3 protein-coding genes and 2 pseudogenes are annotated in these 4,759 nt (G+C 63.4%); 3 read left to right on the forward strand and 2 right to left on the reverse strand.

Annotated elements, in window-relative coordinates:
• The 3 genes from ACZ7GZ_RS42245 to ACZ7GZ_RS42255 form a co-directional block, all read left to right on the forward strand.
• Nucleotides 1-213, forward strand: a 213-nt coding sequence (locus tag ACZ7GZ_RS42245) for an IS3 family transposase (protein WP_471033071.1), incomplete at its 5' end; no start/stop codon positions are given.
• Between the two features lie 459 nt (nt 214-672).
• Nucleotides 673-2,022 (forward strand): cytochrome P450, encoded by a 1,350-nt coding sequence (locus ACZ7GZ_RS42250; RefSeq protein ID WP_471033073.1) that lies wholly within the window; start codon nt 673-675, stop codon nt 2,020-2,022.
• On the forward strand, nt 2,019-3,038 hold the full coding sequence (locus ACZ7GZ_RS42255; protein ID WP_471033075.1) for a terpene synthase family protein: 1,020 nt from the start codon (nt 2,019-2,021) through the stop codon (nt 3,036-3,038). The genes ACZ7GZ_RS42250 and ACZ7GZ_RS42255 overlap by 4 nt, the downstream gene beginning before the upstream one ends.
• Nucleotides 3,039-3,224: 186 nt before the next feature.
• Here the strand turns inward: ACZ7GZ_RS42255 and istA are convergent.
• Nucleotides 3,225-4,186: pseudogene (istA, locus tag ACZ7GZ_RS42260) on the reverse strand (IS21 family transposase); the annotation flags it as partial.
• 184 nt (nt 4,187-4,370) lie between these two features.
• Nucleotides 4,371-4,667 (reverse strand): annotated as a pseudogene (locus ACZ7GZ_RS42265) (hypothetical protein); the annotation flags it as partial.
• Between the last annotated feature and the right edge of the window lie 92 nt (nt 4,668-4,759).

The raw sequence follows: 4,759 nt of genomic DNA on the forward strand, positions 1-4,759 counted from the left end.
TGCTTCGACAACGCCGCCGCGGAGAGCTTCTGGGCCCTGCTCAAGGAAGAGGTCGGCACCCACACCTGGCCCGACCGAGCCACCGCCCGCGCCGATGTCTTCGCCTTCATCGAGACGTTCTACAACCGGCGCCGCCTACGCAAGCACAAGGTCTTCGGCTACCTCACCCCGGCCGAGACCAGGCGGCGCCACCAGCACACCCTCGCGGCATAGAGATCGAGTGTCCAAGTTCACGGGGAAACTTCACCCACCCCGGAGCAGTGGAACCCGGCGCCCACCCGACACGACACTCGGGCCGTCGGCATACCCGCCATCAGTCACAGAAAGCGAAACGGTCCACCGACTCCGTCGGCGGACCGTCATGCAAGATCGAGGCTAACGAGCCGAGGTCAGTAACCAGGCCTTATCCGACGTCAGATGAGAATGGGCGCAGGAGGCGACGACAGTTACACGACGTCACGACCTGACACCCATGCAGCCGCACCGCAGTGTACTTGAGAGGCCAAGGTCAACGCTTCACAAGCGCACAAAGTCGCAGTGTATGCCCGTGATTGCTGCCCCGCACTACTTCCCAAATCCTTTCCCAGGCGGTTTCCTGAGGTGTGGGGGCGGATGCGCCACGGCATTCCCTGCCTCCTACCGGATAGACCGGAACACGGCCCTAGGTGATTCATGTTGTCATCAGCGCACGACACTCCCCACATCGTCACAGCCCCTCGGGCGCTTCCCGGCATCGGTCATGTATTGCCCCTTGTTCGTGATCCGCTGGGTTTTCTCAGCTCTTTGCCCGCACACGGCGACCTTGTGCGCCTGCGGCTCGGTGCCACCGAAGTTGTTCTGGTGTGTGACCCCGGCCTGACGTGGGACGTATTGCGCAACGACCGCGTGTTTGACAAGGAAGGCCCTACGTATGAGGTGGCCCGGCAGGCTCTGCGTAACGGCATTGCCACGTGTCCGCACCGTGATCACCGCCGTCATCGGCGTCTCTGCCAGCCAGCGTTCCACCCCGACCGGTTTCCTGGTTACGAAGAGATCATGTCCCGACACATCGGCGACGTGGTCACCACCTGGAAGGCCGGGCAGATCCTCCATGTCCCCGCCGAGATCCGGAAAATCACTTCACGCAGTGCGATCGATACGATGTTCCACTCCGCTGTCCCCTCTCCCACGGCCGATCTGATCACCCACGACGTCGTCACCCTTTTAAAGGGCCTTTATTGGCGTTCGGTGATGCCGCCGCTGTTCTGCCGGATGCCCACTCCAGGAAACCGCCGTTTCTTCCAGGCCCGTGACCATCTGCGGCGCGTCGTCGAGAGCGTCATCACCGAGCGCCGCGCGGAAGGAAAGGATCGTGGGGACCTGCTGTCGGCGCTGCTCGCGGTCTATCCCGGCGGCGAGGAAGACGACCTTGAGATCCGCGACCACATTATGACGTTCTTCGTCGGCGGTACGGAAAGTTCCTCCGTCACCCTGTCCTGGGCGCTTTATTTCCTCGCCCGTCATCCTCGCATCCGTGCCCGGCTGGAGGAGGAAGTCGACGCCGTCGTCGGGGACAACATCACGGCTGTCAGCAGTCATCTGCCGTACCTTGAACTAACCCAGCGTGTATTGACGGAGACGATGCGCATCTATCCCCCCGGATGGCTATTCAGCCGTGTCGTCACGGCTGATACGCGCCTAGGGGAGACGGATATCCCGGCCGGTACCATCCTCTTCATCAGCCCATACCTCATCCACCACCGGCCCGACGTCTATCCCGACCCGGAAAAATTCGATCCCGACCGGTGGACGGAAGAGACGCGAGCCGCGACGCGCCATGCTTATCTGCCATTCCTTCAGGGGCCCCGTAAATGTATTGGTGATCTTTTTGCACTGTCGGAGATGACGTTGGCCCTAGCCACCATCACCCGTCATTTCCGTCTCGACCTTTCGCCCGGACAGCGCGTGCATCCCTCTGTCGCGTTCACCCTCGACCCGCACGGCCTTCGCATGCGCACCGTGAGCCGGACGGCCGGACGATGACCCCTTCTGTACCGCCCGTCTGGTGCCCGATCGAGCCTCGTATTCATTCCGCCATCGGAGAGGTGGAAAATTCGGTTCGGAGATGGCTGCAAACATTCGCCTTCCCCGCTGGCACCCTCGCCGAGGGCGCGGCCACTCTCTCCAGCAGCTGGGCCTGTCGTGTTGCCCCCGACGGACACCCCGACCTCCTCAAGACACAAGCACAGTGGGCATGCTGGGCGTTTCTCTTCGATGACGCGTATATCGATGACGGGCCCATCACCGACCGCCCCCACCACTGCCTCCCGCTGATGTGCCACATCCTCAACAGCGCCAGCACACCCCGCCACCGCAACATCACCACGCAACCCTTCACTTCCGCGCTCGCTGATCTCGTCCTTCGTTACCACGCCCAAGCCCCGGCGAGCCTGTACACCTCCTGGTGGCAGCATCACTACCTGTGGTTACTGGGAAGCGCGTGCAGCGTCACCGACCGTGCCGCACACCGGACACGCTCCCTTGACGACCACATGATCATCGGACCCATGGACCGAGCGAGCGCCCTGACCACCACCATGATCGAAATCAGTGAGAAAACCGAGCTGCCTGCCCCTCAGCGGGCCCAGCCCCTGGTCAAGGCGCTCACGGAATCCGCGCACCTACTGGAAACCTGTTACAACGACATCGGCTCCTACCAGAGGGAGATTCAACAGGGGACACCAGAATCGAACCTCGTCCACCTCCTGTCCGTGCACCACGACTGTGCGCCGCAGGACGCCATGGTGGAAGCCATCGCTTGGATGGACCGCGTGATGACGCTTTTCCTCGCGCTCCGAGAAAAAGCATTAAAGAACGCGGGGCCGGAGCTGGTACGGTACCTTCAGCAACTGTCGAACAAAATCCGGGGAAATCTGGACTACCAGCGCACCTCGCCACGGTACACCAGCACCGTCGCCTTTGATTACACCAGTACGCCGAGCGATAACCGACTTAAGCCGCTTTCCCGCTCCATCGCCTGGTGGTGGGATCTGCTGTAGGGGTGTCATCAAGCGGGACTGTAAGAAAAACGGCCCTGTCGCACATTCGGTGGTGACGGAGAGTCGTGAAGGTCGTTGACGTTTCCATGAAGGAAATCAATGAGCTTGTACAGACGGCGCTTTCGGGTCTGTCCCCGCTGGTGATAGAGGGGGTTATCAAGTTGAGGGGGCCTGCTCCGCCGCATGCAGCGGCAGCAGCATGTCCGACTCGACGGCTTCGAACACCGACAGCGGTGAGGCACCGCCCAGTGGCCGGCACTGCCTGCGTCCGGCGACCTTGATGCACCAGGCCAGGGCCTCGGCCTGAATGTGGTCGAGGGAGGCGAACTCACGCCCCCGCCAAAACGAGTCCCGGATATAGGGCATGGGCCGCTCGACCTGCGGCTTGTCCTTCGGATGTCCGGCCCTGGCCGGGTCAACCAGTGCCCCGTAGTGCGTGGCCAGTTCGGCATACGCCTTGTTGATCTTCGGGTCGTAGAGGTCGGGCTTGTCGACGCCGGTGCGGAGATTGTCCGGCACGAGCCGGCGCGGGACACCGCCGAAGAACCGAAATGCGCCCACGTGGCACTCGGTCCAGGTGTGCTGGTCCATCACCAGCACCGGGCGGACGAACATGTGCCGCGAGGCCGGCAGCACCATCACAAAGGCCCAGACCCGGTGCCGCTTCCCGGTTCTCGGGTTGACCCACTGCCCCAGGAACCCGTAGTCGATCTAGGCCTCCGAGCCCGGCTCGGCCTCGTCACGCAGGACTGTGACCTGCGACCTTTTCGTCTCCTCCGGCAGCGTCGCCTCCAGCCACCGCCGCAGCGAGGTCCGCGAGGCGCGGACCCCGTGTTCGTCCCGCAGCCGCTGATGGATCGTGGAGACGGTCACCGTGCCCAGCAGGCTCTTGATGTAGTCGCGGTGCTGGTCGAACTCGGGCCAGGTGATCTGCCGCAGCCGCCTTCCGCCAGTTCCGGGAACCAGCTCTTGATCAGCTTGGCCCAGTCCTCCTCGCTCATGGGCGGCCCGCCGGGGGTGATCCCGGACAACTCCGCCGGGCCCATGTACTTCCTGACCGTCTTGCGGTCCACTCCCAACGACGTGGCCACCTGTGCCTTGGACCGGCCGGCGTACCAGTGGAGATAGATCTCGATGATGTCGACCACGGTGAAGGTTCTCCTTGCCATCCGGTACGTCCCTCGGCCTCTCGGACGACAGGCCGAGGGAGACGTACGACTTCGCGATGGCCAGGACCGGGCGGTTTGAAAGTTGGGGGTGCAGGGCCGGGTCGCGGTAGACCTCGATCGGGCGGTGACCGGCGAGGGCTTCATGCGGGCGGATGTGGTTGAAGACGTGCCGGTACTCCTCGGCCGCGGTTGCGAGGGTGTCGAGATCGTCGGTCTCGAGGCGGTAGAGGTGCTCGTACTTCAGTGAGCCGAAGCCACGCTCGCGGACGCCGTTCTGCCCGGGGCTCTTGGCCCGGGAGCGGATGTGGACCAGCTCGGGGCGGGAGGCAATGAGCCCCTTCAGCGGACACCCCCTGGAGTGAACGGCCGCCAGACGTTGACTGGGCCTCTGCCTGCGGTAGCCCCCAACTTCTGCGGAGCAGCCGTCACCCGATCGATGGCCACTCTGAAAATGCTCAATGAACCTCTTTCATCCTGTGCTGGAGGGTGAAATGGGCTGGTCAGCGGGGGTGGTGACGAGGCAGGGCCCCTCGTCGTTGGCGTGGTGATTCC

The sequence above is a fragment of the Streptomyces sp. NPDC037288 genome (assembly GCF_055603265.1).